This window comes from Steroidobacter sp., from assembly GCF_016790065.1.
In the GTDB taxonomy this organism is placed as follows: Bacteria; Pseudomonadota; Gammaproteobacteria; order Steroidobacterales; family Steroidobacteraceae; genus Steroidobacter.
This window is the reverse complement of record NZ_JAEUPY010000378.1, coordinates 1-2,174: the sequence shown is the minus strand read 5'-3', so window position 1 is coordinate 2,174 and position 2,174 is coordinate 1. Positions and strand designations below refer to the sequence as shown.

Below are 2,174 nucleotides of genomic sequence, written 5' to 3'. Positions count from 1 at the left end.
ACCCGATGCATCAGGCAGCGCTTGCCCTGGCCGCCGAACGATGCGAACGCGACGGGGATGTTGCGAGCTCCATCGTTGCTCGCGATCTCGCACGGCTCGCGCAGGTGAGCGGTAGGTTCGAACGCAACCACAATCGGAGGGCAGTCGCTATCGCCTACGCCGCCGAGCGTGCCGCCGACGCGGCCTGTTCTGCCGGTCGCGCCGCTCAGGCGAGTCAAGAGGATGCGTACGCGCTGACCCGCGCGGCGACCTTCGTGGCCCGCTGTGACGTCCATGTCGCGCTCGTTACGAGCCCGACCACCGGGATCGACCATGCGCTCGCTGGGATCGCCGAAAGCATCGTGCAGATCTTGATCGACATGCAAGCGCCCGGTTGTGAATGGCTCGAGCTGACCGAACCGAATCACGCGTTGTCAGCCGCATCGATATGGCGTTGTGATCGAGTACCCCGTTGTTAAACGAACTGCGACGGCGGAATCGAGTGCCGTCGCGTCAACTGACACAGAGGAAGCAATCATGATTGAACTGTTTGAAGCGCTGGGCGCCATCGACCTGCTGGGCTGGGTCGGCTCAGTGCTGGCGATCATCGGCACCTTGTTGCTTGCGCTCAACTGCGACTACTCCCGGTATGGATTTGCGAGCAACTTGCTGGCGAGCGCTTGTCTCGTGGGTTATGCCGCGTGGAACAACACCCCGCCGATTCTGATGTTGAATGGGGTCATGGTCGTCGTAAGTATCGTGGGCCTCCTGCGATGGTTCGGCCCACAACGGCGACTGAAGCGTTGGCAGCGCATCGACTTCTCTGGGCGGCGCTTCGAGCAAATGCTCGCCAACGCGCGCGCAAGACAAGGGCTCTAGCGCTTTGCTCGCCTCCAGCCCGTGAGTGACACCGAGGCCCCTACGACGTAGGGGCCTCGCCATGAGGCAGACCTACGTAGATCGTGAGCGGCCTCCACGGAGGATCGGTCGGAAGGTCAGGGCCGCGCCGATCCGATCGAGCGTCGCTGTCGCATTCGAAGGACCCTCCTCTCATCGGTCCTGGCGGGCGGTCGTCGCGGCTCGATAGGTACAGATTGACGCGCAGAAAGTCATCGCTGCTGGCTACGTCCCAATGGTCATCGAACTCCTGGGCTGCACGGACGGGCCGCGCCTCTTTGCAAACAACAACACTTCGTCCGAGGGTCCCGATTCTCGAAGCGATGCTTAGAAAATCGCAGATGTGAAATGCCACGCTGAAGCTCTCAATCAGCTGGGGGCCGGTAAGGATGGCTCGGCGATGTCATTGCGCCGGCCGAGGCGCTCTCAGCAAGCGTTGACCTTTTGAGAGTGAAATCGGCAGAAGGCCATGGAGCACGAGGACTCGGCACCACAATCGAGCGACGCGATATCGGTCGCCTCAAGTTCGCCGGTTGCAGATCGACGCACTCACCGTAACGTGACCGAAAGAAACAGTTGGGTTAACTGCACCCGTTGAGGATCGCTCATGTTCCGTCGAGTGGTGTGTTCAAGCTGCGGCCAGACGCACCGGACCGATGTCCTGGCGTTGTCGTTCCGGCTGCCGGATCCGGTGTTGCACGTATGGCTGCAACGACGACGCTGTCGCATCACCTCCGAGACCGTCATTCTGGACCAGACCCGTTACTTCATCCGAGGATTGCTGCCCCTGCCCGTCAAACCCGGCGATCGCACGTACTTCATCGGCGTCTGGGCGGAACTGCCGCCCGAGGTGTTCCAGCGGATCATGGAAGTCTGGAACGATGATGCGCAAGCCTCGGCGCCGGGCATGCCTGGCGAGCTCGCCAATGCGTTACCCTTTCATGAGAACACGCTGGGGCTGCGACTGAGGCTTCAGCTGACCGGCCCGAACACCCGTCCCGACTTCGCGCTCGTCCCCGTGGAACATACGCTCTTCGCCGAACAGGCATTAGGCATCGATGCGCATCGGGCGCATGAGTACTCGAGTTGGCGACATCACAAGCCGGCAGACACGCTTGAGCCACCGGTCTCGACTCCTGCATCGACCGGTACCGCTGCTCCCCGGCCCGCCTTTGCATTGAGCGGATCGGAGAGCAGGGACAGCAGGCGTCGTTTGAAACACCGATCCGCGGCCGAGCCGGACGCAAGCGGCGCGTCGACGACGTGATACAGCGGCTCCGCCTGCATCTCCATCGGTG

Annotated in this window: 2 protein-coding genes and 1 pseudogene; 2 read left to right on the top strand and 1 reads right to left on the bottom strand. The window is 62.3% G+C overall.

The window, feature by feature from the left end; translation table 11 throughout:
* Positions 1-407: pseudogene (locus tag JNL55_RS15610) on the bottom strand (hypothetical protein); the annotation flags it as partial.
* Positions 408-516: 109 nt separating this feature from the next.
* Between JNL55_RS15610 and JNL55_RS15605 the strand changes: the two are divergent.
* Positions 517-858: a hypothetical protein gene (locus tag JNL55_RS15605; RefSeq protein ID WP_293855206.1), complete on the top strand. Its 342-nt coding sequence runs from the start codon at positions 517-519 to the stop codon at positions 856-858.
* A 625-nt stretch (positions 859-1,483) separates the two neighbouring features.
* Positions 1,484-2,143, top strand: coding sequence for a DUF2199 domain-containing protein (locus JNL55_RS15600; protein WP_293855203.1), 660 nt, complete (start codon positions 1,484-1,486; stop codon positions 2,141-2,143).
* Positions 2,144-2,174 lie beyond the last annotated feature (31 nt).